Here is a 26,600-nt window from a genome sequence, read left to right on the forward strand (position 1 = left end):
AAGGATTCAGGCCCGGCACGCACACAGCGTGCCGGGCCTGATTCGTTTCGCCGCGTGGCGCGCGAGCAGCGGTGCACATGCCCCTCCCCTGTGTCCCTCCGCGTCCCTCCATTGGCCGACGAGGAGTCGCCGCTTCGTTCCGGTCCGGTGAGCCTGGGGGTGGGGCGCGGTACCGTCCGCAGCCGCGCGCGTACCGGGCAGGAGACCACAGGTGTGGAAGCGGGAGAAGCGGCGCGGCAGGTATGTCGGGAGCGGTGCCCGCACCCGTCGATTCGTACGCGCGCTGCCTCCCCTGATGATCCTCGGCGGGCTGCTGTTCGACATCTTCACCCCGCCGACCTTCACCGCCATCCCGCTGTTCGTGGCCGCTCCGCTGATCGCCGCCCCGTTCTTCTCGCTGGCCAGCACCGTCCGCACCGGTATCACGTCGATGCTGGCCGTCATCGTGCTGCGGCTGTACAGCAGCACGCTGCCCGAGGCCGTGCCGCTCATCGAACTGCTGACCCTGGCCACCGTCTCGGTCCTCGCGGTCGTGATCAACGGGGTCGTGCGGCGCAGCAACGAGCAGTTGGCCTCCGCGCGGTACATCGCGGAGACCGCCATGCGCGCGGTGCTGCCGCAGCCGGCCGACCGGACCGGCGGACTGCAGGTCGCGGCACGGTACGAGGCGGCGCAGGCCGACGAGTTCGTCGGCGGTGACCTGTTCGCCGTGTCGGACACCCCGTGGGGGGTGCGGCTGGTGGTCGGGGACGTGCGGGGGAAGGGGCTCGACGCCGTGGAGACGGTGGCGGTGGTCATCGGGGCGTTCCGCGAGGCGGCCGAGCAGGAAGCCTCGCTGGAGGGGGTGGCGGGGCGGCTGGAGCGGGCGCTGGCCCGGGAGGAGGCGCGGCGGGGCGGGCTCGACGTGCTCGAAGGGTTCATCACGGCCGTGCTGGCCGAGATCCCGTCCGGGCTGCCCCGGGTACGGATCGTCAACCGCGGTCACCCCGAACCGATCCTGCTGCATCCGGACGGGGCGCTGGAGGTGCTGAGGCCGTCGGTGCCCGCGCTGCCGCTCGGCATGGACCTGGGGGCGTGGCCGGAGTGCACGGACGAGTGGGACCTGCCGGCCGGGACGACCCTGCTCCTCTACACGGACGGCCTCTCCGAGGCGCGGAACGCCGAGGGGGTCTTCTACGATCCGGCGGCCCGGCTGCGCGGGCGGATCTTCCCGGGGCCCGAGGAACTGCTGTCCGCCCTGACCGACGACGTACGGCTGCACACGGGCGGCGAGTCGACCGACGACATGGCGCTGCTCGCGGTCGTACGTCCGGCGGAGGGGCAGCCGGACCGGCGAAGGACCGTGCCGATCGTCGGTGTCGAGGAGGCGTGATGGGGGTGCGGTGGGGACGTGCTGGGGACGTGCTGGGGGCGATGCCACCGTACGTAATCGAAAGGCGCCGCTCCGCATAACGTTTGACGCAACGTCAGAAACAGGGTAGTGACTGAGAGTCGGTCAACTCGTCCGATTCCACCCGCTTGTGTCCCGTAAAGTCCAGGCCAAAGAAGTGAACGATCAGTTGGAACAGCTTGGAATACGGCCCCGGTGTCTATTAACGTTCGATAACGCAGCGCGGTCGTCCCAGCCGTCGTCAGTGGCGGCACCGCGCGCGAGCGCCGAATTCCGCAAGGGAACCGGGGAACCACCTACATGGGGTGAATCGGACACCTGTGTCTCGTGAGAGGCAGAGGGGCCCGTAGGAGACCTTCCTGCTCCGAACCCGTCAGCTAACCCGGTAGGCGAGAAGGAAGGAAAGGAGTGCGCCCCCGTGGCGTCCAACAAGCCTGCCCCCGAGGCCCCGTCCCGGTTCGATTCCGACTACGGCACCGAGCCCGGCGGCGACTTCACCGGCAATTTCACGGGTGAGTTCACGGGTGATTTCACCGGTGAGCCCGACCGCGGCTGGGACGAGTGGAACCCCACCGAGGAGTCCGTCCGCCCGGTGCGCGGCAGGCACCGCGTCGCCAAGCAGCGCAACGGCCTCGCCCGCAGCTCCACGGTGCTGGGTGTCGGCGTCATAGCGGCGGTCGGCGCGGGTGGCATGGCCACCGCGCAGAGCAAGCCGCCGGTCTCCATCTCCGTGCCCGACTCGATCAAGGACAACCTCCCCGACGCCAAGTCCCTTCCGGGCGTGGGTGCTTTGTTCTCCGACGAGTCCGAGGCCGACAGGACCGAGGTCGCGGCCGCCACCGCCCCGCTCACCACCGCCGGCATCACCACCGCCGAGGCCGAGCAGGGCACGACGGACGCGGGCGAGGCGCTCCGTGCCCGCATCCTCCAGCAGGCCGAGCAGCAGCAGGACGCCGCCGACGCCGAGGCCAAGGCGGCCGAGGAGAAGAAGGCCGCGGAGAAGGCGGCCGCCGAGGCCAAGAAGCAGCAGGACGCGGCCGAGGCCAAGGCCGCCGCCGAGAAGAAGAAGGCGGAGGAGGAGGCCAAGAAGAAGGCGGAGGCGCTGCGGCTGGCCAAGCTCGCCGCCAGCTACGCCATCCCGACCTCCTCGTACACGATCACCTCGACCTTCGGCGAGGCCGGCTCGATGTGGTCCTCCGGCTATCACACGGGCCTCGACTTCGCGGCCCCGACCGGCACCCCGATCAAGGCCATCCACAGCGGCACGGTCAAGTCGGCGGGCTGGTCCGGCGCGTACGGCTACCGCACGGTGCTCGAACTCGACGACGGTACGGAGCTGTGGTTCTGCCACCAGTCCTCGATCGGCGTCAGTGTCGGCCAGAAGGTCAGCACCGGCGAGACCATCGGCCGGGTCGGCGCGACCGGCAACGTGACGGGACCGCACCTCCACCTGGAGGTCCACACCGCCGGCGGCACGGGCATCGACCCGATGGCCTGGCTCCGCGGCAAGGGCCTCAACCCCTGATCCGACGCCCACCTCGTGGGCCGTTCGGTCCGAGCCGGTTCGCCGGCCGATGAACCCCGGCAGTCCTGACGCTCACCCCCCGACGTCAGGGCTGCCGGTCTGTCTGTGGGCGGGACGGGGGAGTGGAGCGGTGAGTTCCCGGAACGGGTCGCACCGGAACAGCGGGCCCACCGGAACGGGTCGCACCGGAACAGCGGGCCCACCGGAACAGCGGGCCCACCGGAATAGCGGGCCCACCGGAATCCGTTGTTTCACTTATGACTTCTCTTCGTAAGCTGGGCCCTTCCGACCTCCAGGTCTTCCCGCTCGCTCTCGGCGGCAACGTCTTCGGCTGGACTGCCGACGAGGCACAGTCGTTCGCCGTTCTGGACGCGTACGCCGCGGGCGGCGGCAACTTCGTCGACACCGCCGACGGGTACTCGGCCTGGGTTCCGGGCAACGAGGGCGGCGAGTCCGAGACCGTCATCGGCAAGTGGCTCGCCGCACGCGGCAACCGCTCCGACATCGTCGTCGCCACGAAGGTCAGCACCCACCCCCAGTACAAGGGGCTCGCTCCCGCCAACATCAAGGCCGCGGCCGAGGAGTCGCTGCGCCGGCTCGGCACCGACCACATCGATCTTTACTACACGCACTTCGACGACGAGACCGTGCCGGTCGAGGACATCATCACCGCCCTGGACCAGCTGGTGAAGGAGGGCAAGGTCCGGGAGATCGCCGCCTCCAACATCGGCCCCGAGCGGCTCCAGGCCTCCCTGGACTTCTCGGAGCGCGAGGGCCTGGCCCGTTACGTCGCCCTTCAGCCGCACTACAACCTGGTCTCCCGCGACACCTACGAGGGCGAGCTCCAGGACACGGCGGCCCGTGCCGGGCTCGGCGTCGTGCCCTACTTCGCGCTGGCCTCCGGCTTCCTCACCGGCAAGTACCGTCCGGGCTCCTCGGTGGAGAGCGCGCGGGCGGAGGGCGCCCGGCAGCACCTGGAGTCGGAGCGGGGACAGAAGGTCCTGGCCGCGCTGGACAAGGTCGCCAAGGAGCGCGACGCGGAGATCGCGACCGTCGCGCTGGCCTGGCTCGCATCCCGGCCGACCGTGGTCGCGCCGATCGCCTCGGCCCGTACGGTCGAGCAGCTGCCCGCGCTGCTGGCCGTCGCGGACCTCACGCTGACCGAGCAGGAGCTGGCCGAACTCACCGAGGCATCCGCCTGACCGCCTGACGCCCTGACCGCCTGATCCGCCCGGCCGCAGGGTCTGCCCGATCCGTCGGGCAGGCCCAGGCCTTAGCGCGGTGGCTGCTGCGGCCTCAGATAAGGGTTGTAGCCGGTGCCGGGCCCGGGTCCGGGCGGCTGGGCATGCGCCTGCGCTTGGGTGGGGCCGTTGCCGTATGCGCCGTACTGCGTGTGCGGAGTGAACTGCTGGGCGTACGGGAGCGGCGGCAGGCGGTGGGGGCGCAGGAGTCCCGTCGCCTGCGCCGCGTACGTCAGGGCGGGGGCGGCCACCTCCCTGCGCTGCCAGAGGTGGTGCAGCAGCTCCAGCTCGCGTTCGGCGAAGTCCGGGCCGGTCGTACCGCGGCGGGCCTGGAGGCGCAGCGCGGCCAGTGAGGTCGCGAACGATTCGTACTCGGCGACGGCGCGGGCGGCCGCCTTCCCGTGGGCCTCCGCGGCCTGCGTCGCGGCCTGCGTCGCGGCCTTCGTCTGCGCCGCCTGGGCAGAGGGACCGGGCACGGCCCCGGGCATGGAGCCCGGTACCACTCCCAGTGTGGAGCCGGGCATGGATCCGGGCGCCCAGCCGGGCCCGTACGGGGTGTACCGGCTCCCCCGGGCCGCGACGGCGTACTGGCGGCGGGCCGCGTCGCGGGCCAGGCCGCGGGCCCGCATCGAGGAGAGGGCGAGCGGTTCCTCCGGGCTCAGCCAGCCTGCCGCCGCATAGGCGGGCAGCTCGGCGGCGAGGGTGCGCAGCTCCCGCCGGCGCGACCAGATCGCCAGCCAGGTCACCAGGCCGAAGACCGGGACCATGAACACCGCGTACACGGCGTAGAAGCCGTACGGGCTGAAGACCCCCGATCCGTTCCACAGCGAGTGCATGCCCATGGCGAGGACGAGCCCCAGCAGCGGCAGCACGGTGCGGCGGATCCGTCGGCGCCGGGCGCAGGCCGCGGCGAGCCCGAAACCTATGCCGGTCAGCACCGTGAAGAGCGGGTGCGCGAACGGCGACATCACCGCCCGTACGAAGAACGTCGCGGCCGTCACCGATACGACGCCCGAGTTGCCGATCTGCTGGTCCTCGCCGAAGGCGTTGCCGAGGTAGAGGATGTTCTCGGTGAAGGCGAAGCCGCTCGCGGTGACGCCCGCGATCACGACGCCGTCGACGATCCCGTTGAACTCCCGTCTTCGGAACAGGAAGATCAGCAGGACCGCGGCGGCCTTGGCGCTCTCCTCGACGACCGGGGCTATGACCGTGGCGCCGAGGGTATCGGCGTTGGACGGGTCGGCGATGGTCGTGGCTATCCAGCGGGTCGCGAAGGAATTCGCCAGGATCGCGACCAGGGCGGCGGCGAACGCACCCCAGGCGAAGGCGAACAGCACATTGCGCCAGGGGCCCGGATCGACCCGGTCCAGCCAGCGGAACGCCGCCAGCAGGAGCGGTACGGGCAGCACGGCGAGGCCGAGGCCGACGAGGAACCCCTGAGTGCCCGTCTGGTCACGGACCAGGGCCAGGATCGCCAGACCGCAGATCGCGAGCACCGTGAACACCGCCACGACGCGGAACGTCCGGCTGCGCCACACCATGCCCACGCGGCGCGGCCGGTAACGCCAGTACTTGCGCTCCGGCACGGCAGCCAGGATCTCGCCGACCCGCTGCTCCTTGAGGAGCGGGACGGCCGGCTGCGACAGCCGCTGCTGGACAGACCCGTCGGACACCACGCAATGACCCTAACCAGCAGCACTGACACCTGGCCATGGGGCGCCCGTCGGCCACCTGGCGCGTAGCACGACGCGCAGGCCCCGGCCCACCGGCCCACCGGCCCACCGGCCCACCGGCCCGGCGTGCCCCGGCCCCCTGCCGGTCTCAGCGGCGGGCGAAGAGCAGGTCGTGCACGACGTGGCCCTTGTCCAGGCCCTGCCCCTCGAACCGGGTCAGCGGCCGGAACGCGGGCCGGGGCGCGTAGCCGCCGTCCGCCTGTGTGTTCTCGAAGAGGGGGTGCGCGCTCAGCACCTCCAGCATCTGCTCGGCGTACGGCTCCCAGTCGGTCGCGCAGTGGATCACCGCGCCCGGCTTCAGCCGCTGTGCCACCAGATCGAGGAACTCCGGCTGGATCAGCCTCCGCTTGTGATGGCGCTTCTTGGGCCACGGGTCGGGGAAGTACACCCGCAGCCCGTCCAGCGAGTCCGGCTTGAGCATCTCGCGCAGCAGGATGATCGCGTCGCCGTTGGCCACCCGGATGTTCGACAGGCCGTTGCGGTCCGCGAGGCCGAGCAGATTGCCCTGGCCAGGGGTGTGCACATCGACGGCGAGGATGCCCGTGCCCGGGTCGTCGGCGGCCATCTGCGCGGTGGCCTCGCCCATCCCGAAGCCGATCTCCAGCACGGTCGGGAGCCCGTCGAACAGCTCGGGCAGGTCGAGGACGCGCTGTCCGTCGATGTCCAGGCCCCACCTCGGCCAGAGCCGCAGCAGGGCGTCCTCCTGGCCGGGTGTGACGCGGCTGCGGCGCGGCTGGAAGCTGCGGATCCGGCGCTCGTGGTGCGAGCCGGCCGGATCGACGGCGGGCCCGCCCGGGAAGCGCGGCTCCTGGCGCAGCCTGCGCTGCCGCTCGAAGGAGGCGGCGCGCAGATCGTCCGGAATCCCGGCGGCGGACGGAATCCCGGCGGCGGACGAGGAGCGGTGCTCGGAGGAGCTCTCGGGGGAGTCCCCGGAGAGGCTCTCGGAGGGGTTCATGGGCTCAGACACAATGCCCCGATTCTACGGCGGGCGGTCTCCACCCCGTCTCCCGTGCCCGGAGCAGCGCCCTGCGTGCCACCTCCCGCCCGATGGGCAGCGAGGCCGTCGCGGCGGGCGACGGCGCGTTCAGCACGTGGACGGTGTGCGGGGCCTCGCGGATGAGGAAATCGTCCACCAGGGTGCCGTCCCGCAGCACCGCCTGGGCCCTGACCCCGGCCGGGGCCGGTCTCAGGTCGGCCTCCGTCACCTCCGGCAGCAGCCGCCGCACGGCCTGGGTGAACGCGTGCTTCGACAGCGAACGGTGCACCTCGCCCGCCCCGTACCGCCAGTGTCTGCGGGCTATCCGCCAGGTGCCGGGCCAGGCCAGGGTGTCCGCCAGCTCTCGCGGGCGCACGACCGGCCAGCCGTAGCCCTCGCGGGCCAGCGCGGGCACCGCGTTCGGACCGACGTGGACGCCGCCGTCGTGGCCCCGGGTCAGATGGACCCCGAGGAACGGAAACGCCGGATCGGGCACCGGATAGACCAGGCCGCGCACCAGCTCCGGCCGCGCCAGCTCGTAGTACTCGCCCCGGAAGGGCACGATCCGCATGCCCGGGTCGTCGCCCGCGAGCCGGGCCACCCGGTCGCACTGCAGCCCCGCGCAGTTGACCAGCACCCGGGCCCGCACCACCGTGCCGTCCGCCGTGCGCACCGCCACGCCCCAGGGGCGCCGGTCGATCTCGGTGACCTCCGCCCCGTAACGGATCACCCCGCCGGCCCCGCTCACCTCGGCGGCGAACCGGGCCGCGACCGCGCCGAAGTCGCACACCCCGGTCGATCCGACCCGGATCGCGGCGAGGCCGCGCACCCGGGGCTCGTACTCCGTGATCTGGGCGGGGCCCAGCTCGCGCACCGGCAGTCCGTGCTGCCGGCCGCGCTGGACCAGGGCGTGCAGCCGGGGCAGCTCGGACCGCTCGGTCGCGACGATCAGCTTGCCGGTCACCGCGTGGGCGATGCCGTGCTCGGCGCAGAAGTCGACCATCTCGGCGGCGCCGCGCACCGCGTAGCGGGCCTTGAGCGAGCCGGGGCGGTAGTAGATGCCGCTGTGGATCACTCCGCTGTTGCGTCCGGTCTGGTGCCGGGCCGGGCCCCACTCCTTCTCCAGGACCGTCACCCGGGTGCCCGGAGCGGTGCGCGTGATCGCATACGCCGTCGACAGGCCGACGATCCCGCCGCCGATCACCAGCACATCGCAGTCGTACGCCGCGCGCGTCATCATCACGCCACCTCCCACCCCGATAGTGCACTGACCCACTGACAACGCACTCAAACCAGTGCGGCCCAGCGTGGCGCCGAATCTTTACGGCCCGTGGCACACCGGTCTCCGCGCGGATGCCGTCCGGATGCCGTGACGACACCGCGCGTATGCCTGCCGCCGCCCGCCCGCCTCGTGCGCCGCGCGGGCCGATCAGGCCGGCCGGGCGGGCTAGGCGGGGGCCACCAGGAGCGGCCGGGCCCGCTCACGGAGCTCGGCGACGCGGGGCTCGTGACCGTACGGTTCGAGCCGGTGCAGCAGATCACGTACGTACTCGGTGGTCCGCGCCGAGGAGATGCGGCCCGCCACCTCCACCGCCCGGGTGCCCGCGGCGCAGGCCGCGTCCAGATTGCCCGACTCCAGCTCGGCCACCGCCGACACCACGAGCCGCAGCCCGTGCGAGCGGACGAATTCCTCGGTGGGCCTGGAGAGCGCCTGCTCGGTGAAGCGCCGCACCTGCCGGGGCGCCTTCAGATCGAGGTGGCACTCCGCGGCGTCGGCCGCGAACCTGTCGTACGAGTAGAAGCCCAGCCAGGACGGGTCCGCGTCGCCGTCCCTGGAGCGCTCCAGCCAGCCCTCGGCGGCCTTCAGCGCGGATCCCGCGGCGGCCGCGTCGTTCGCCTTGGCATGGGCACGCGCCTCCACCAGGCGGAAGAAGCTCATGGTGCGGGCCGTGGCGAGGCCCCGGTTGCGCTCCACGGCGGCCTGCGCGAGGTCGACCCCCTCGTCGGCGAAGCCGCGGTACGTCGCCTGGAGCGACATGGACGCGAGCACATAGCCGCCGAGAGGGACGTCGGCCGCGGCCCGCGCGAGTCTCAGCGCCTGGATGTAGTAGCGCTGCGCGGCCTCCTGCTGGCCGGTGTCGAAGGCCATCCAGCCGGCGAGCCTGGTCAGTTCGGCCGCGGCGCCGAAGAGTGCCCGGCCCACCTCGTCGCTGTACGAGCCGAGCAGCAGCGGTGCGGCATCGACCCGTAAACACTCGGGAACCATGGAGGAACGCCAGTCCCCGCCACCGTACTTGGAGTCCCAGCGGCGGGCGTCCTGGGCCGCCTCGCGCAGCTTGGAGACATCGCTGTGGCCGACCCGCAGCGGGGAGATGTCGCTGGTGGTGGTGACCGCGGTGGCCGGTACGGCGGGGGACACGGGTGCCGGTTCCGCCGCCGGGGCCGGCGCGGGTGCCGCGTCCGGGCGGGGCTGGGCGGGGATGGCGGGTGCCTGTCGCGTACCCAGCGCTCCCAGCGTGCCGAGCGCCGTCCGGGCCGCCTGGGCGTTCAGCGCGGCCGGGGCGCCTGGCGGCACCGCCGCCGTGCTCCTCGCCGCCCTGCCCGGCGGGCTCTGCGCCCCCGCATCGCTCCGTGCGCCCCGTGCGCCCCGTGCGCCCTGGGTGCCGAAGGCGGGGGCCTCGGCCACCGCCGCGTCTCGCTCCACCGTCGCGTCGGCGGGGGATATCAGCCAGCGGGACGCGGGCGTCGCGTACGCGCTCACCGAGAACGAGCCCGCGAGCGACTGCCAGATCCCGCCGCTGCCCGCCCGCCGCCCGGCCAGATCCAGCCGGTACAGCTCGGTCGCCGAGCGGACCGCCTCGCCCACGTCGCGCGGGAAGGCCAGCCCGACCTCCGGCGCCGGGTCGGCGTCCGCGAGCCCGATCTCGTGCAGCGGGACGGGCCGGCCGAGCTTGGCGCCGATCGCCGCAGCGATGAGATGGGGCGCGGCGCCCTGCGGCACCATGCCCTTGGAGACCCACCGGGCCACCGAGGTCTTGTCGTACCGAAGTGTCAGACCGCGCTGCGCCCCGAGGTCATTGACCCGCCGGGCGAGCCCGGCGTTGCTGATTCCCGCGAGGGCGAGAACGGTTCCGAGCTTCTCGTTCGGTCCGCGTTGCTCCCTGGACATGCGCCACCCCTCGACACACAGACGGCCGCCGCGTCACCGTTGCGGCGCGCGGCATTCGTACCGTGTCCTCCCCAGCGGCGAACCCCGGCACTCCGGCCGCACACGCATATGGCCGAGCCCCGAGGAATATGCCTCCTGCAGAGAACCTCAGTAAACCCAGCGTAGTTCGCCGCATCCCTACCGTTAAGGGGCAGACGTCCGTATGGCGGGATTGTTGTCCGTGCGGACGCGGGCGGTGGAACGGATGGGGTTCGGGTGCGGATCGGGCGCGGTCGGTACGGGGCCCGTACGCGGTCCGGGTGCCAGGTTCGCCGGGCCCGGGCGGCTGCTCGACGGCGCACGGGAACGGCACGTGAGAGGCGTCGTCCGAGTGCGGCGCCGGCGTCGCGGGCCGGGCCGTGGACGTGCTCCTGGTGTGTGGCCGTGCGCCCGGCCGTGCGCTCTCGTCCGGCTGTTTCGGAAGCGTTTCCATGGGTGCTGCGTGGGTCGGCCCACTGCACAGGACCCAGTGGGCTGGGGGACACTGCCGCCTCATTCCCCGCAGGCGGCGGACCGGTCCGGGAGGTGAACGACACCTCCCGGACTGTGCGTCGGCAGCCCCGGTGGAGATCCTTCGCGGCTGTCGGAGGGATCCTGGAGGCATTCGGGAAGATTCGGGGAATGAAGTGGGGCGAAAGAGGACTTCCGGTGCGGCGGGGGTCGCGCCGCACGGTTCCGACCCGCTCTGAAATTGGCCGGATGTCGCCGGTCGTCCGAGGTTGGGCCGCCCGTTTCGCGGACATCTCGTCGACCGCCGGAGGGGTGTCCGTCGAACGGCCCGTGAGTGGTTCGCAACGGCTCGGCCGCGGCTTGAGCATGGCTGGATTTCGGCTGGCGGATCCGGCTCGCGCGGGGCACGCAACGCGCTTGTTCCGTACGTCAGTTGGTGGACGGGGCGCTCGGCGGAGGCGGCGTGTGACGTCCTGCCGCCGAGGCGGCGGCCGCCTCCAGCGCGGGCCCGGACGGACCCGGACGGCGACCCGGGCGGTGCCCCGGCCGACCCGGCCCCCGGCCCGGCGCGGCCTTTGCCAGGGGCGCATGCCCTTCCGACGTGCGCTGTACGTAGCCCCTCCTGCGCGCCGTTGTCGTGGCAGCATGTTCGCAACGGCGCCGCGCGTTACCGGTGTTCACCCGATACTTTCCTGCTGCGCCGTTTTGTCCACAGCCTGTGGAGGCGGCGATGCGTTGGTTGGTGGGGTGGAGCAGTATCGCCGCGAGCTTCGGCACGGCCGGAGCGGTCGGACCCAGTGACGAGGGGCGCACGATGCACCCCGTGGGCTCCCAACTCCTGTGGGGCGACCCGGATCCGCTCTGGGCCGTGGGGGACTGGCGGCCCGACGAGATCCGGATCACCGCGGTCGAGACCGCCGAGGGCGCGCCCACCGCCCGGATGGCCGTCCTCGGCTGCTGCAGCGCCACCGACGAACAGCTGCGCTCCGGCCTCCTCGCCGCCCGCGGCGGAGCCCTGCGCCACCTCACCTCCTGGCCCGGCAGCTACACCACCGTCGTCCAGATCGGCCGCCGGATCACCGTCATCGGCGACCTCGCCGGAGCCCGCCCCGTCTTCTACACCCCCTGGGCGGGCGGCACGGCGTACGCCACCGCCGCACTCCCGCTCGCCGACCTCATCGAGGCCCAGCTGGACATCGGCCACCTGGCCGCCCTGCTCGCCTGCCCCGAAACACCGGAGGCGCTGCGCGACGGCACCCCGTACGCCGGGGTGAAACGCATCCCGCCGGGCCATGCGCTCATCCTCCGCGAGGGCTCGCGCGAGATCACCGGTTACGAGGCGGTGGCCTCGCTCGCCGTGGCCGCACCCCAGATCGACCCGGTCAGCGCCGTCGAAGGCGTACGCGACGCACTGGTCGAAGCCGTACGCGCCCGGCTCCTCGCCCCGCGCCACGCGCCCGAGACCCTGCCGCCCGACCCCGGCCCGGTCCCCGGCATGGGCCCCGCCGAACGGCGCGCCGCCCGTGGCGCACCGGTCCCCGGCATCGGCTCCGATCTGTCCGGAGGCAGCGCCTCCGCCACCCTCGCCCTGCTCGCCGCCGGACTGCCGGGCCTGCCCGGCACCCTCCTGGGCCACGGCACCGGCGCGGGCGAGCGGCTGCTCGCCGTCACCCTGAACGACCTCACCGCGCGCGGCCACGAGGACGAACTCGAACGCGCCCGCGTCATCGCCGCCAACCCGCGCCTGCACCACGTGGTCGTCGCGGCCGGGGAAGAGGCCCTGCCCTACGCCGACCTGGGCGGTGGCCCGCTCACCGATGAACCCGCCCCGTCCCTCGTCGTCGCCGAGCGCCACCGCCGCCGCCTCGCCTCGGGAAGCGCCGACCACTTCGTCGGCGGCGGCGCCCGCCAGGTCCTCGACGCCCACCCGGCCCGCCTCGCCGACCTGCTGATGGACCGGCGCCGACGCCATCTGCTGCGCCCGGTCGCCGCGCTCGCCAGGGCGGAGGGCGCGAGCGCGCACTCCCTGTTCGTGCCGCTCACCGTCTACCGCGCGGCCCGCCGCCTGTCCCGTACGTCGTACCGCACCGGCCTGGAAGCGGCGGCCGGCCGGCTGCCGGACGCCAACCGGAACGCACCCGACCTCGACACCCCCGCCGACGCCTCGCTCGCCGCCCTCGCCTGGTCGCGGCCCGGGCCCGCCGCGCGCTGGCTCACGGGGGAGGCGCTCGCCGAGGTGTCGGTGCGGCTCCAGGAGGCGGCCGTCCGCCCGGTCTCCGTCCAGCGCCCCGGCGAGGCCCGGGCCAGGGCCGCCCTGGCCCGGTACGCCGCCGACCACCGGATCCTGGAACAGGCCGCCGAGAACCGCAGCCAGCGGCTGCACGCCCCCTTCCTGGACAACCAGGTCGTACGCGCCGCCCGCGCGCTCCCCGAATCGCTCCGGGTCCAGCCGGGCGCCCGCGCCGCGATCCTGCGCCGGGTGCTCGCGGGTGCGGGCATCCACGATCTGCCACCGGGCTGGGGCACCCCCTCCCTCGCCACTTCGAACGCGACCGCCCGTACCGGCCTGCGCGCCGCCCTCCCGGAGCTGATCGCCCTCTTCGACGCCCCGCTCCTCGCTGACGCGGGCCTGGTCGAGGCCCGTGTCGTACGGAAGGCCCTGCGCGCGGCCTCCGAGGGCGAACCGCTCCCGCTGGACGGCCTCGCGCACCTGGCGTCCACGGAGCTCTGGCTCCGCCGCCTGGTGTCGCGGCGCGGCACCTGCTGGACGGGCACGGCGGCGCCCCGCCAGCGCGCGGTCGCGGGCGGAGTGGTGCCGGCCAGGCGGACGCTGCAGCCGTAGGCACGGGCGGCGGTACGGGGCCGGTGCGGGGTCCGTGCGGGGTCCGTGTGGGCGGTCGCCTGCCGCCGGCCGGGGCACGGGACACAATGGCCCGATGCGGTACCTGATCCTCGGCGTCACCGAGGCGCGAGACGAGAACGGCGCCGTGCTGCCCGTGAACGGCACCCGGCTGCGCGCCCTGCTCGCCGCCCTCGCGCTGCGTGCGGGACGTTCCGTCCCCGTCGCCGACCTGGTCGACGACATATGGGGCGCGGATCCCCCGCACGACGCTCCCGCCGCGCTCCAGGCCCTCGTCGGCCGACTGCGCCGGAGACTGGGCCGGGACGCGATCACGAGCACCCACGGGGGCTACCGCCTGGAGGCCGGACCGGACGACGTCGACCTGCACGCGTTCGAGCGGCTGTCCCGCCGGGGCGCCGAGGAGCTCGACTCGGGCGATCCCGCGACGGCGGCACGCACGCTCCGTACCGCACTCGGCCTGTGGCGCGGCCCCGCCCTGGCCGACCTGCCGGACCGGGACCACGGCCACGCTCTGCGCCCCGATGCCCACCGCCTGGCCGCGCTGGAACGCCGCATCGAGGCCGACCTGCGGTGCGCGGCCACGGGCGCGGGCGCCGCTGCGGGGCCCGACGACGGACGGACGAGCGGCCCCCGGACCCTCGTACCGGAGCTCATGGAGCTGACCGCCGCCCATCCGTACGACGAACGCTTCCGGGCCCAGCTGATCCGTGCGCTGAGTGCCGAAGGCCGCCAGGCCGATGCGCTGGTGGCGTACGAGGACGCCCGCCGCACTCTCGCCGACGGCCTCGGGGCCGATCCCGGAACTGAACTGAACGAACTTCACCGGGAGTTGCTCACCCCGTCGCAGCCGCTGTCACAGCCACAGCCGCAGCTGTGGTCGCAGTCGCTGTCACATCCGCATCCGCAGCCGCATCCGCAGCCGCAGTCGAAGCCGCAGTCGAAGGTGCCGGCGGCAGCGGCGGGGGCCTCGGCCGCCCCGGTGGCCTCGCCCGTCGCGGCCGGCAATCTCCGGCCCCGGCTCACCTCGTTCGTCGGGCGCGAGCCCGAACTCCGGTTCATCGGCGCCGATCTGACCCGTTCCCGCCTGGTCACCCTCACCGGCCCCGGCGGCTCCGGCAAGACCCGGCTGGCCGAGGAGGCCGCCGCCCAGGGAGCTCCCACGGAAGCCTGGATCGCCGAACTCGCCTCCGTGGAAGACCCCGTGGACGTACCCGGAGCCGTGCTCTCCGCTCTCGGGCTGCGCGAGACGGCCCTCCTGCGCGACACCAACCGCGACGCACAGCCGCCGCGCACCGACCCGACCGGCCTCCTCGTCGAGCACCTGGCGCACTGCTCCCGCATCCGCCCCGTCCTGCTCATCCTGGACAACTGCGAACACGTCATCGACGCGGCCGCCGCCCTCGCCGAGACCCTGCTCACCCACTGCCCGGGGCTGCGCATCCTCGCCACCAGCCGCGAACCCCTCGGCGTCCCCGGCGAATCCGTACGCCCGGTCGGCCCGCTCCCGGCCGATCCCGCCCACCGGCTGTTCGCCGAGCGCGCCCGTGCCGTGCGCCCCGATTTCGACCCCGGGCAGGGGGCGGCGCACGATGCGGACGCCGTCGCCGAGATCTGCCGGCGGCTCGACGGGCAGCCGCTCGCCATCGAGCTGGCCGCCGCCCGGCTGCGGATGCTCGGTCCGCGCCAGATCGCGGACCGGCTCGACGACCGGTTCCGTCTGCTGACCGGCGGAAGCCGCACCGTACTGCCGCGTCAGCAGACGCTGCGTGCCGTCGTCGACTGGTCCTGGGACCTGCTCGACGAGGACGAACGCACGGCTCTGCGGCAGGTATCCGTCTTCGCGGGCGGCTGGGACCTTCAGGCCGCGGAAGCCGTCGTCACATCCGGACCGGCATCCACCGGTCCGGATCCTGCCGGTCCGGATCCTGCCGGTCCGCTTCCCGGCCGGCTCTCCACCGCCGATCTGATCGGTGCTCTCGTCGACAAGTCCCTCGTCGTCGCCACCCCGGCCGCCGCCGGCGAGATGCGCTACCGGCTCCTGGAGACCATCCACGAGTACGCCGCCGAACGCGCCGCCGAGGCCCCGGAGATACGCGCCGCCGCCGCGAGCGCGCACACCGCGTACTTCCTCGCACTCGTCGAGCGGGCCGAGCCCCGCATCCGCTCCGGCGAGCAGCTGCCCTGGATCGAGCGGCTGGAGACGGAGCTGGACAACATCCGGGCCGCCCTCCACCGGACCGTCCTCACCGGCCCGTCCGAGCCGGAGGCCGTACGACTGGTTCTCGGCATGGGGTGGTTCTGGTGGCTGCGCAACTTCCGCACCGAGGGCCTCACCTGGACCGAACGTGCCGTGGCGCTCGGACCCGAGCCGGCCGACGCCGGCGACCCCCGCTACTGGCCGCGCATGCACCTGGAGATGCTGCGGCACTTCCTCGTACTGGAGACCCGGCCCACCGAGGACCTCCACGACGACGAGGACCGTCAGGCGCTGATGGCACGGATGGCCGACGCGTTCAGGTCCTCGGGCCCGCAGTCCGCCCGCTTCCCCGGACTGCTCTGGCCCATGGCCACGTTCAGGACCGGCACGGTGGCCGGAACCCACGCGAACATCGAGACGGCGGTCGAGAACGCCCGTGTCCACGGCGGCGCCTGGGAGTACTGCGTCACGCTGATGTACCGCACCCACATGGTCGTCGACATGCCCGGAGGCATGCCCGGGGTCGACGCCGATCTCGCGGAACTGCGCGAACTGAGCCGCCGCGTCGGCGACCGCTGGATCCGGGCGCAGGTCGCGAGCGCGACGGCGGAGGCGGCCGTGATGCGCGGACGGTCGGCACAGGCACGGGCGGCGTACGAGGAGGCACTGCTGCTGTCCCGTGAGGTCGGGGCTCACATCGAGGCGCCGTTCCTCCTCGCCCGCCTCGCCGAACTCGCCCATCTGAACGGGGATCTCGCTGACTTCGACCGGCTCCTGACCGAGGCCGAGCGGGATGCGGAGCGTTATCAGGTGCACGACGCCCGCGCGTACGCGCAGTTCCTGCGCGCCGGCGTGGCCCTGGAGCGGGGTGACATCGTGGCGGCGCGGCACCTGGTCACCGAGGCGGCGGGCGCGGTCGGACGGGGCAGCCTGCCGCCGCACGTCAACGCCGTGGTCGACGGGCTGGCCGCCCGGATCGCGGTGCGCGAACCGGGGCCCGGCGGTGGTCCGGTCGTGGGCGTGCGGGGGCTGACGGCGGCGCTCCGCGCGGCGCGGGACGCCCAGTGCGCCGAGCTCGTCACCGGGCAGCTGGCGGAGGACGTGGCGAACGTGCTGCCCGAGGTGGGCCAGTACGGAGCGGCCGTACGGATCCTGGCGGCGGCGGACAGCTGGCGTCCGTTCGACCCGAGGTCCGAGGTACAGCAGTCCGAGGCGGCCGGGACCGAGCGGCGGGCGCGCGAGGAGCTCGGAGCTCAGCTGTACGAGTCGGAGCGCGCAGCGGGCCGCACCCTGACCGTCGACCAGACCATCGAGCTGCTGACCCGGATCACCGAGGAGCTCCCGGGGGCGCCGGGGCTACCGGGAGCGCCTGTGACACTGGGTACGCCGGGCCCCTCGGGTGCGCCGGACCGCCTCACTGGCAGCTGATCCTCGAATTCGCCCAGTCCGCGAGGGCCGTGAAGTTACCGGGGTGGCCGGGCTCGACGACCAGCCGGATGCTCTCCTGACCGGAGATCCCGACACTCACCGGCATGGCCGGGTCGTGACCGTTCATCACCGGGGACTGCCAGAGCCGAGTCCCGTCGCCGTTGAAGACGGAGAAGCGCGCCGAGCCGATGCCCATCGTCAGATCGTCGATCCCGACCATCGCCTCGTACCGAGTGCACTGCCTGTTCAGCTGGATGGTGACCGAGGAATTGCTGTTGACGGTCACCCCGTGCGCGTAGGTCGTGCCGCCGATCGACACATTGGAACGCTGCCAGACCCAGCTGCTCTCACCCATCACCACTTCCGGCTCGGAGTGGTCGCCCAGGATCGAATAACTCAGCTCGCTGACCTGATAGACGCTCGGCGCGGGCGGCGGCGGGGGCGTCGGGACCGGGGGCGTCGGAGTCGGGGGCGGCGTCCGGGTGGGCGTCGGCGTCGGCTTCGGCTTCGGCGTGGGGGGCTTCGGCTTGGGCGTGGGCTTCGCGGGCGGCGTCGGCCTGGGCTCCGGCTTCGGAGGCGGGGCCGGTGCCGGAGGCGCGGGCGGGGCAGGGGGAGCGGGCTTCGGCGGCGTCGGCTTCGGCTTCGGCGCGGGCGGCGGGGTCGGCGCCGCGGGAGCCACGACGGCCGGCTTCGTCGCGGGCCTGGCCTCGGGCTTCGGCTGGTCGTCGCCGACCAGTGCCCAGACCAGCCCGGCCGTGGCGGCCACCACGACCGCCGCCGCGATGCCGGCCTTCGCCGGGGCACCGAGCCCCTCCGAGGCCGCGGCACCACCGGCCGCACTCCCGCTGGAGCTTCCCCCGGTGGCCGCCGCGGCGGCACCCGCACCCGCGGCACCGGCCGCGCCACCGGCGACGATCCCGGCAGCCTTGAGCGTGTACCCGGCGGCGAACCAGCCGATGACCGCGACCGGCAGCAGCGCGGGGATACCGGCGTTGACATGGGCCAGTTCGCCTGCGGCGAGCCGGCACTTCGAGCACTCCTCCAGGTGTCCGCGCAGGCCGCGCTCGGCCCGCATGCGGAGCCCGCCACGGGCGTACGCGCCGAGCCGGTCGGCGTAGCGCGCGCAGTCGCCACCGGCGGTCAGGGCCTGGCTCACATGCGCCTGCAGGTAGGCCTGCTTGAGGCCTTCGCGGGCCCGGCTGGCCAGCACCGCCGTGGCGTTGGCGGTCAGCCCGAAGAGCGGGGCGATCTCGCTGGGCGACTCCTCCTCGACGGTGGTGTGCCACAGCACCGCCTGCCAGCGCTCCGGCAGACTGCGGAACGCCTGCATGGCCATCGACTGCTCGGCCTCGTGCATCGCCAGCACATCCGCGCCCAGGTCGAGCGTGTCCGCGTCCGACACCTGGGAGGCCTGGGACGCCTGCGCGGCGAACACCGCGAAGTCGTCGACCAGATGCTCCCGCTTCGCGGTCTTGGTCCAGGCGGCTCCGACATGGCGGACGGCGGTCATGAGGTAGGCCCGAACGGCCTCCTCGGGCCCCTTGCCCCGCCGTACCGCCTGCAGCGTGCGGGCGAAGACCTCGGCCGTCAGGTCGTCGGCCGTGTGGGCGTCCCGGCAGCAGCTCCGCGCGTAGCGTCGCACCGCGTCGGAGTGGCGCCGGAAGAGCTCCTCGTACGCGAGGTCGTCGCCGTCCCGCATCTGCCGGATCAGATCGGCGTCGGAGGGCGCGGCGCCGGAGGCGTCGGTGAGGCCGGTGCGGCCGCCCTCCCGCTGCATGGGCACCGCGACATCGGCCTCGGGGCCGGGGTCGGGATCGGCCGGAGCCGGCCATGGACCCGGCAGGACCGTGCCGCCCTCGGCGTCACCGCTCGACCGCCCGGGTCCGGCCTGGCTCGGAACCTGCCGGGCGGACCGCCCACCGGCCTCCGCGACACCGCCCACGGCGGAGACGTCGTCGAACGCCTCTTCCTGCTGCCCGTCACCGCTCATCGCGGTAGCCCCCGTATGCGCTGTCGGACCCGAACATCGGGCAAGAGTGCCACATGGCGCAATCCCGTCGGACCCTCAGCCCCCGCAACCACTCATCCGGGGCGTTTTTCCGAATGTGAGTACTAACAGCCATTCATTCGGGGAAAGCTGTGAGATCGCTTTCTGCGTGCACGAGTTGTCGCCGCGGTCCGCGATTCGGGAGCGCAGGGCCCGCCGGTCCGCGCCGATGCGGGAAGAGGGCGTGCGTTCAGGCAGCGCGAGGGCGCGCGCGGGCGCCGGTACGACCTGGTTCGGGCGATGACGGACCATCAGCCGAGAACCCACCAAAACGGGCCACATCAACCATCGTGCCGCCCGCCTGCGCGGCCCTGGTCACCCGCCATCCATCACCCGACTGCCGGTCTGCCCGACTGTCCCGGCGAGCGGCCCGGCGAGTGGCCCGGCGGCTGTCCCGTCGAGCGGCCGGCGGGGCGCAGCGGCACACACGAACACCACTGCGCCCACGCACTTTGCTCAGGCGGCGGGCCGGGAACGCAGTCCCTCCAGCAGGATGTCCAGGAGCCTGCTCGAAGCGGCGGCCTGCTGAGCCGGGTCGGGCAGCGAAGGCGCCGCCGTCGCTATCACCAGCAGTACATCCGCGACCGTCACGTCACGGCGCAGTTCACCGGCGGCCCGTGCCCGGTCCACCAGGCGGCCGACCACCTCCAGCAACTCGCCGGCTCCCGTGTCGTCGTCCTCGATGCCGGTCTCCGCGGCGGAACGCTCGTCGGCCGACCGGAGATCGGCCTGGCCGGCACCCTGCCGCTGCTGAGGCACCCGTGCCTCGTCCCGCTCGCCGACCGACGCCGAGCCCGATACCGCCACCGGCTCCCCGGCCGCCGTCAGGTCACTGCCGTCGGAGCCGCCGGAGCCGCCGGAGCCGCCGGAGCCGTCGGAGCCGTCGGAATCGACATCGACGCCGACCCTCAGCACCTGGGGCGGCAGCAGCCGCCCCGCGCCCGAGGCCACGGACGTACGCAGGAAGCGCGAAAGCGCCGACCACGGCTCGTCCTCCTGGCCGAGCGCGGTCCGGGCCTGGTCGGTGAGCCTGGAGGTCTCCTCATCGGCTATCCGCCGGACCAGCACGTCCTTGCTCGGGAAGCGTCGGTACACCGTGCCGACTCCGACTCTGGCGCGACGCGCCACGTCCTCCATCGGAGCCCCGTACCCCAGCTCGCCGAACACCTCGCGTGCGGCCCGCAGGACATGTTCCAGATTGCGCTGAGCATCCACGCGGAGCGGAGCCGAGCGGCCGTTCGCCCCGGCAGCCCCGGCCACACCGGCCGTTCCGTTGGCCCCGCCGGTCCCGACGGTGCCGACCGAACCGGTCGCCACCGTCCCGACCGTTCCCACCGCTCCGTTCACCGCCGTTCCGTTTCGTCCTGTTCCATCGGACGAATGGGACGGAACCGTCGCGGCAGCCTGCCAAGAATCCTGAATGTGCATAACTGTTCCCCCGGTTATGACGTCTCCCCCCGGAGACTTCCCGCCGTTTGAGCCGGAGAGTGGATCATGGTCTCCATCCGACACCCCGACGACATACGAACATAGTTGAGCCCAGCTCAATTCAGAAGGGGGTAGTTCCGCACGGAGCGCCCCCCGATCGGTGCAAGGACCGGTTGTTCACTGATTCGGCCCCGGTCCGGAACCTCCGCCTCAACCCCTGACCTGCGCCGCTTGCACATCACCGCCCAGCCCCGCGGCCACCGCCCGTCGAGAACCTCCGGTCACACAATTTGTCGAGGCTGTGGACAAACCCTTGAGCACGTTGCGTCATGGGGTGGTGATGGCTTCAGATTCCGGGGGAACACCCCCCGGCCCCCCACCGGGTGTGCGCATTCTCGTCATCGGTGGCGGCTACGTCGGGATGTACACAGCGCTGCGTCTCCAGCGGAAGCTGAAGCAGAGACTCAGAAGCGGTGCGGCCGAGATCGTGGTCGTCACCCCCGAGCCCTATATGACGTATCAGCCGTTCCTGCCCGAAGCGGCCGCCGGTTCGATCTCACCGCGCCATGTCGTCGTCCCGCTCCGCCGCGTACTCGCGCACTGCAAGATCGTGATCGGCGAGGCGCGGTCCGTCGACCACGCCAAGCGCACGGCCACCGTCACCACCCTCGCCACCGGGGAGGACGGCACCGGCGCGGTCGAGATCCCGTACGACGAACTCGTCCTCGCCCCCGGCTCCGTATCGCGCACCCTCCCGGTCCCCGGCCTCGCCGACCACGGCATCGGCTTCAAGACCGTCGAGGAGGCCATCGGCCTGCGCAACCACGTCATCGAGCAGATGGACATCGCCTCCGCCACCCGCGACCCCGCCATCCGCGACGCCGCGCTCACCTTCGTCGTCGTCGGCGGTGGATACGCCGGCGTCGAGGCCCTCGCCGAGCTGGAGGACATGGCCCGCTACACCTCGCGGTACTACCACAACATCAAGGCCGAGGACCTGAAATGGATCCTCGTCGAGGCGTCCGGCCGGATCCTCCCCGAGGTCGGCGAGACGATGGGCACGTACGCGATCCGTGAGCTGCGCGGCCGCAACATCGACGTACGCCTCGACACCCGGCTGGAGTCCTGTGAGGGCCGGATCGCCGTCCTGAGCGACGGTTCCCGGTTCCCGACCCGCACTCTCGTGTGGACCGCGGGCGTCAAACCCGCGCCGGTCCTCGCCGCGACCGATCTGCCGACCGACGAACGCGGCAGGCTCAGGTGCACGGCGGAGCTCGCCGTCGAGGGCGTCGAGCACGCCTGGGCCGCCGGGGACGCCGCCGCCGTGCCCGACCTGACCTCCGAAGAAGCCGGCCGGAAGACCGCGCCCAACGCCCAGCACGCGGTGCGCCAGGCCAAGGTCCTCGCCGAGAACATCCTCGCGTCGATCGCCGGGGAACCCCTGAAGGAGTACCGGCACAGCTACGCGGGCTCCGTCGCGTCGCTCGGCCTCCACAAGGGCGTCGCCCATGTCTACGGCCGTAAGCTCAAGGGTTATCCGGCTTGGCTGATGCACCGTACGTACCACCTCAGCCGTGTCCCGACGTTCAACCGGAAGGCCCGAGTCCTTGCCGAATGGACCCTCGCCGGGCTCTTCAAACGCGAGATCGTCTCCCTCGGTTCGCTGGAGCATCCGCGCGCCGAGTTCGCGCTCGCCGCGGGCGGCGGACGCCCCGGACCGAACGGGCCGCCGGGCCGGGACGCCCCGCCACGTCCCGGCAACTCGCCGGGGCCGGAAACCGGCTCCGGGCCCGACGGCCCGACAGGGAACGGCGCCTGACGGACCGTCGACCCGCCCGTGCACCCGCCCGGCGGCGGGACCGTACCGACAACTGTCCGTACGGTCCGCCACACTGGACGTGTGACCATAGGTGGGCCCACATCTGCACAGAGTGACCCGGCCGGCAGTGACCGACAGTGAGCAGCCCGCGAGAGCGGACCAGACCGATACACGAGGCCAGAAATTCCGTGAACTTCACGCGCTGGAGCGCCCGCCTACCTGGAACGCAGCGCCGCGCCGCCGCACGGGACGACCGCAGTTCCGTGCCCTCGGCGCGCGCCGAGTACGCACAGCCCGAGACGGGCCCCCGCCCGCCGGGCGGCGACCCCGGCGACGACCCGCGGGGCGGTACGGATCACGATCCGCTGGACGACTCGCGCGGTGCGGTGCCCCGGCCGGACGGCCCCGCGCTGGAGGACCTGTCCGCCCAGGACATCCTCGGCCAGCTGCCCGCCCTGGTGGCCCTGGTCTACGGCCCCGACCACCGGATCGCGTACGTCAACGACGCCTACGCCGCCGCCTTCGGCCCCCGCCCGGCCGGCGCCACCGCCGCCGAGGCCATGCCCGAGCTCGACGAGCTGAGCCTGCTGCCCCTCATGGACCAGGTCCTGCGCAGCGGCACCCCGCGCACGGTCAAGTCCCGCAAGGTCCGCAGCGGCAATTCGTACACCGTGACCTGCACCCCGGTGCACCGGGACAGCGACGACGAGAACGAAGCCGACGACGGCAACCCGCCGAACAAGAACAACAAGAGCACCAAGGGCGGCAGGGGCTCCAGGAGCAGCAGGGGCAGAGGAGACGAGAGCGGCGTCCTCGTGTACGCCGCCGATGTCACCGACCACGCGGAAGCCGCCGAACGGCTCCGCGCCAGCGAGCGCCGCCACCGCGAAACGGCCGTCACCCTCCAGCGTTCCCTGCTCCCGCAGGAGCTGGAGCAGCCCGACGACCTCCGGATCGCCGCCACCTACCAGCCCGGCGGCACGGACGCCGCGGTCGGCGGCGACTGGTACGACGTCATCACCCTCGGCGCGGGCCGCACCGCCCTGGTCATCGGGGACGTGATGGGCCGCGGGGTGCGGGCCGCCGCCGTCATGGGCCAGCTCCGCACGGCCGTACGCGCCTACGCCCGGCTCGACCTACCGCCGCACGAGGTGCTCCAGCTGCTGGACGGACTCGCCGCCGAGATCGACGCCAGCCAGATCGCCACCTGCGCCTACGCGGTCCACGACCCCAACGAGGGCCTGCTCGTCTACGCCTCCGCAGGCCACCTCCCGATCCTGGTGTGCCACGAGGACGGCACGGTCCACCGCGCCGAGGACCCGACGGGCCCGCCGCTCGGCACCGGCGGCTGGATCCACACCTCGGGCACGATCGCACTGCCGCCCGGCTCCACCGCAGTTCTCTATACGGACGGCCTGGTGGAACGCCGGAGCGAGGACATCGACGAGGGCGTCGCCGCGCTGGAACGCGCCCTCTCCGGGGCCAAGGGTTCACCACAGGTGGTCTGCGACCGGCTGATCCGCTCCCTCGGCGTCACCGCGGAACACGACGACGACGTGGCGGTGCTGGTGGTCCAGCACCCGGCCCGCACGGGGGCGAGCGCGGAGCTGTTCCACAACGCCTCGCTCGATCTGCTCGGTGGCATCGAGGCGGCACCGCGCGCCCGCGCCTTCGCGACCGGGGTCCTCACCTCGTGGCGGTTCCCGGTCGAACTCTGCGACCTGGGCGTACTGGCCGCCGGCGAGCTCGTCGCGAACTCCCTCAAGCACGGCACCCCGCCGATGCGGCTGGGGCTGCGGCGCACCGACCGGCGCCTGATCATCGAGGTGACCGACGGCGACGACCACCTGCCGCGCCGCCGCCGGGCCGACCCGGCGGACGAAGCGGGCCGCGGCATCTCGATCGTCGCGACGATCGCCTCGTCCTGGGGCAGCCGGCGCACACCGGGCGGCGGCAAGGCGGTCTGGTGCGAATTCGCCCTGCCGCACTGAGGAGGGCCCTGCCGGTGACAGGGCCCGGCCGCTCAGCGAGCGGCGGCAGGTGCGGAGGCGGCGGCGGACTCGGTGTCCGGCAGTGACACGGCCACCACCCTGGACGGCACCGTCTCCAGCGAAGGCTGGTCCTGTACGGGGGTGAGCCGCCGGCCGAGCCGCAGCGCCAGCACCGTGATGCCCAGCGAGAACAGCACGAACGTCACGATGTACGGACCGTGCAGCGTCGCCCCCATCGGCCCGCCCACGGCCGGACCGACCGCCAGCGCGAGCTGCTTGCACAGGGCGAACGCCGAGTTGTACTGCCCGACCATCGACTCCGGCGCCAGATCGGCCACCAGCGGGGCCACGGTCGGCGACAGCATCGACTCACCGAGCCCGAACAGCGCGTACGTGGAGATCATCGCGGCCGTCGCCATGGTCTGGCTGCCGTGCCCGAGCCCCGCGTAACCCGCCACGATCCAGGCGAACGCCCAGATCAGACCCACCGAGGCGATGACCCGGCTGCGCCTGCGGCGTTCGACGAGCCGCAGCACGACGAACTGCGCCACGACGATGACGGCGGTGTTGGCGGCCAGCGCGATCCCGAGCGTCGAGGGCTGCATCCCGGCGGCCTCGGTGCCGTAGGCCGCGAGCCCGGACTCGAACTGTCCGTAGCAGGCGAAGAACAGCACGAAGCCCAGCACGCACAGCTGCACCATGGCCCGGTGCGAGAGCAGCGCCCGCATCCCGCCGGGTGCCTTGGACCCGTCGGTCGGCCTGGCGTCCGCGATGACGGGCGCACGCGACAGCCGCACCGTGCAGGCGATGACACCGAGCACGACGAACATCGCGGCCTCGATGAGGAACAGCAGGGTGAAGGACTCCGGCCGGCTCGTGTCGACGATCTGTCCGCCGACCAGCCCGCCGATGCCGAGCCCGAGGTTCTGCAGGAAGAACTGCATGGCGAAGGCACGGGTACGGGTGGCGGTGCTGGAGCACCACACGAGCATCGTCGCGAGTGCCGGCTGCATGACCGCCGTACCCGCGCCGAGCACCGCGGCCGACAGCACGGACGCGGTCACGCCCGACGAAAGACCGAGGGCGATCGCGCCCAGGGTGGCGATGGCCGAGGCGGCGACGAGTACGGGCAGCGGCCCGCGCCGGTCGATCGCACGGCCGGTGAACGGCAGAACGGCCAGCGCCGCCATGGCGAAGACCGCAAGCACGACTCCCGCGGTGCCAGCACCAAGATCACGTACCTGTGCCACATAGACGTACAGATACGGAACGGTGAACCCCAGCCCGAACGCGCTCAGCGCGCTCCCCAGCTGGATCCGCCGCAGTGCTGCACCCATCTCCCTGGTCACACTCACCTACCTCAAGGTCTCGAAGCGACATGCCGAGCCACCCGAACGACTCGAACCCGAAGACTTTAGCACTAAAGTTAGAACCTCAACAATACAGATCGAAGGACTTCGACGGCTTTGGAGGGCGTGTCATACTGCCCGCCATGCCTGACACCACCGAGCAGCCCGGACCGCAGGAGCCGAGCCTCGACGAGCAGATCGCCGCCTATCAGCGCGAGTTCCGCGACCTGGACCCGCAGGTCGAGCAGGTCGTCTCGGCCCTGGGCCGACTGAACCGCCGGATGAACGTGGCGTACGGACGCCAGCTCGCCGCCCTCGGCATCAGCAACGCCGAGTGGGAGGTCCTCAAGACCCTGGTCCTGGCCGGCTCCCCGTACCGCCTGGGTCCGGGAGAGCTGGCCAAGCGCCTGGGCCTCACCCCGGCGGCGATGACCCACCGCATCGACCGCATGGCGGGCGAGGGCCTGGTCACTCGCGACCGGGACGAGAACAACCGGGTGCGCGTGATCGTCGAGCTCACTGATGAGGGCCGTACGAAGTGGCTGGAGGCGATGCGGATGGCCACCGACTTCGAGGAGGACCTGCTCCAGGACCTCACGGGAGACGAGCGAGGCGGCCTCGGCGACATGCTGATCCGGCTCCTGCGCCGCGTGGAGCACGCCCAGCCGGACGCCGGCGGCCGCCTCACCGACCTGGGCTGAACCCGTGTCCGACACGTGGGAAAAGGGCTTGACCTGGCGGGGTTGACACACTCCTCGCCGATCCGTAAGGTTCTTCGAGTTGTCACGGAGCCGGAACGGTTCTGCGACAGCCGATCCCGCCGCGAATGCGGCAACCAAACTCAGCACGATCTCCCACTCGGGACAATTTCGGCATGCCGAAATTGATTTCGAGGACTCGATTATGAGTCGCCGGGAAAATCCGCTAGAGTTCGGACGTCGGAACGGCCCAACAG

The 26,600-nt window shown here is 72.8% G+C and carries 15 protein-coding genes and 1 riboswitch; of the genes, 8 read left to right on the forward strand and 7 right to left on the reverse strand.

Translation table 11 applies throughout. The features are described 5' to 3' along the window. The first annotated feature begins 211 nt into the window (after nt 1-211). From EES42_RS22825 to EES42_RS22835, 3 genes are all read left to right on the forward strand, one after another. Nucleotides 212-1,372 carry a PP2C family protein-serine/threonine phosphatase gene (locus EES42_RS22825; RefSeq protein WP_124720066.1) on the forward strand — a complete coding sequence of 387 codons (1,161 nt, stop codon included), beginning with the start codon at nt 212-214 and terminating at the stop codon, nt 1,370-1,372. A gap of 272 nt (nt 1,373-1,644) precedes the next feature. Beyond that, a riboswitch (cyclic di-AMP (ydaO/yuaA leader) is annotated at nt 1,645-1,797 on the forward strand. Between the two features lie 11 nt (nt 1,798-1,808). Next, nucleotides 1,809-2,915 carry a M23 family metallopeptidase gene (locus EES42_RS22830; protein ID WP_124720067.1) on the forward strand — a complete coding sequence of 369 codons (1,107 nt, stop codon included), beginning with the start codon at nt 1,809-1,811 and terminating at the stop codon, nt 2,913-2,915. Between the two features lie 257 nt (nt 2,916-3,172). Further along, a complete protein-coding gene (locus tag EES42_RS22835; protein ID WP_124720068.1) occupies nt 3,173-4,117 on the forward strand; it encodes an aldo/keto reductase in 945 nt (314 codons plus the stop codon). A gap of 71 nt (nt 4,118-4,188) precedes the next feature. Here the strand turns inward: EES42_RS22835 and EES42_RS22840 are convergent, their stop codons facing one another. From EES42_RS22840 to EES42_RS22855, 4 genes are all read right to left on the reverse strand, one after another. After that, the gene (locus tag EES42_RS22840) at nt 4,189-5,829 is read right to left on the reverse strand and encodes a PrsW family intramembrane metalloprotease (protein ID WP_124720194.1); all 1,641 of its coding nucleotides are present in this window, start codon (nt 5,827-5,829) and stop codon (nt 4,189-4,191) included. Between the two features lie 148 nt (nt 5,830-5,977). Then, nucleotides 5,978-6,844: a tRNA (guanosine(46)-N7)-methyltransferase TrmB gene (gene trmB / locus EES42_RS22845; protein ID WP_124720195.1), complete on the reverse strand. Its 867-nt coding sequence runs from the start codon at nt 6,842-6,844 to the stop codon at nt 5,978-5,980. A 4-nt stretch (nt 6,845-6,848) separates the two neighbouring features. Then, on the reverse strand, nt 6,849-8,105 hold the full coding sequence (lhgO, locus tag EES42_RS22850; RefSeq protein ID WP_124720069.1) for an L-2-hydroxyglutarate oxidase: 1,257 nt from the start codon (nt 8,103-8,105) through the stop codon (nt 6,849-6,851). Nucleotides 8,106-8,312: 207 nt separating this feature from the next. After that, entirely contained in the window at nt 8,313-10,034 is a 1,722-nt protein-coding gene (locus tag EES42_RS22855) for a sporulation protein (protein ID WP_124720070.1), read from the reverse strand. 1,219 nt (nt 10,035-11,253) lie between these two features. Here EES42_RS22855 and EES42_RS22860 point away from each other — a divergent pair. Beyond that, complete coding sequence (locus EES42_RS22860) at nt 11,254-13,365, forward strand: asparagine synthase-related protein (protein WP_124720071.1); 2,112 nt, start codon at nt 11,254-11,256, stop codon at nt 13,363-13,365. Between the two features lie 94 nt (nt 13,366-13,459). Then, complete coding sequence (locus tag EES42_RS22865) at nt 13,460-17,011, forward strand: AfsR/SARP family transcriptional regulator (RefSeq protein WP_124720072.1); 3,552 nt, start codon at nt 13,460-13,462, stop codon at nt 17,009-17,011. On the opposite strand, the gene EES42_RS22870 is transcribed toward EES42_RS22865, so the two are convergent. Both EES42_RS22870 and EES42_RS22875 read right to left on the reverse strand, forming a co-directional pair. Then, nucleotides 16,998-19,001: a sigma-70 family RNA polymerase sigma factor gene (locus EES42_RS22870; protein WP_124720073.1), complete on the reverse strand. Its 2,004-nt coding sequence runs from the start codon at nt 18,999-19,001 to the stop codon at nt 16,998-17,000. The two genes, EES42_RS22865 and EES42_RS22870, sit on opposite strands and share 14 nt — an antisense overlap. Before the next feature lie 513 nt (nt 19,002-19,514). Continuing rightward, the gene (locus EES42_RS22875) at nt 19,515-20,405 is read right to left on the reverse strand and encodes a TetR/AcrR family transcriptional regulator (RefSeq protein ID WP_241196512.1); all 891 of its coding nucleotides are present in this window, start codon (nt 20,403-20,405) and stop codon (nt 19,515-19,517) included. A 421-nt stretch (nt 20,406-20,826) separates the two neighbouring features. On the opposite strand from EES42_RS22875, the gene EES42_RS22880 reads away from it, so the two are divergent. Both EES42_RS22880 and EES42_RS22885 read left to right on the forward strand, forming a co-directional pair. Continuing rightward, nucleotides 20,827-22,305 (forward strand): NAD(P)/FAD-dependent oxidoreductase, encoded by a 1,479-nt coding sequence (locus EES42_RS22880; RefSeq protein WP_241196513.1) that lies wholly within the window; start codon nt 20,827-20,829, stop codon nt 22,303-22,305. A gap of 188 nt (nt 22,306-22,493) precedes the next feature. Then, on the forward strand, nt 22,494-24,296 hold the full coding sequence (locus tag EES42_RS22885) for an ATP-binding SpoIIE family protein phosphatase (RefSeq protein WP_124720074.1): 1,803 nt from the start codon (nt 22,494-22,496) through the stop codon (nt 24,294-24,296). Nucleotides 24,297-24,328: 32 nt separating this feature from the next. On the opposite strand, the gene EES42_RS22890 is transcribed toward EES42_RS22885, so the two are convergent. After that, nucleotides 24,329-25,633 carry an MFS transporter gene (locus EES42_RS22890; protein WP_124720197.1) on the reverse strand — a complete coding sequence of 435 codons (1,305 nt, stop codon included), beginning with the start codon at nt 25,631-25,633 and terminating at the stop codon, nt 24,329-24,331. A gap of 155 nt (nt 25,634-25,788) precedes the next feature. Between EES42_RS22890 and EES42_RS22895 the strand changes: the two genes are divergently transcribed. Further along, the gene (locus EES42_RS22895; protein ID WP_124720075.1) at nt 25,789-26,346 is read left to right on the forward strand and encodes a MarR family winged helix-turn-helix transcriptional regulator; all 558 of its coding nucleotides are present in this window, start codon (nt 25,789-25,791) and stop codon (nt 26,344-26,346) included. The last annotated feature ends 254 nt before the right edge of the window (nt 26,347-26,600 follow it).

This window comes from Streptomyces sp. ADI95-17 (genome assembly GCF_003846175.1).
Lineage (GTDB): Bacteria > Actinomycetota > Actinomycetes > Streptomycetales > Streptomycetaceae > Streptomyces > Streptomyces sanglieri.